Here is a 557-nt window from a genome sequence, read left to right as displayed (position 1 = left end):
TCAAAATCTAATTTCTTAATCTCAAAGCCCGATTTTAACGGAGGCGCCTCCGTGAAATGTTCTAGCCCCACTAACTCCGTACCTTGAATCTCTAATTCATACCAACGCCCTAACTTTTGACCCACTAGTTTTCTACTATCTTTATGAGTGGCTAACAAAAGCGGAGAGTCTAGCACTTCCCTAGCTAAGTAAAAATCAAAAAGATCATTAGCTGGGTTAGCTTTAAGTGTTTGAGCTTTAAGAGTAATAGGCATGATCTCTAAATTTCCAAAACGCAAACTACCGCCATTTTTAGAAAGCCTAATTAATTCTTTAAATCTTGCTTTTTTAGTGGCGATATTTTGTAAAATGCTTTTAAGTAAACTTGTAGCTTTTGGGTTATTTGCGTAAGTAGCTAGCTTGTTTTTAAAGAAATTAGCTAAGAATTTATAATTATCCCTTTCAAATCCTCCCGCTTGAGTTCCCCCCTCTTGTGGGATATTTTTAGTTAGGCTTATGCCTTTGTTTTTGATCTGTCTTTCGCTCCACATTTGCAACTCACACCGACAGCCCCAATC

General features: G+C 37.3%; 1 pseudogene. It reads right to left on the bottom strand.

Annotated features, from left to right (window positions below):
- Positions 1–557 (bottom strand): annotated as a pseudogene (locus G6Q00_RS08375) (hypothetical protein); the annotation flags it as partial.

The organism is Helicobacter suis (assembly GCF_902196125.1).
GTDB classification, from domain to species: Bacteria; Campylobacterota; Campylobacteria; order Campylobacterales; family Helicobacteraceae; genus Helicobacter; species Helicobacter suis_B.
The sequence above is the reverse complement of the archived record's forward strand: the minus strand, read 5'-3'. Positions and strand labels throughout refer to the sequence as shown.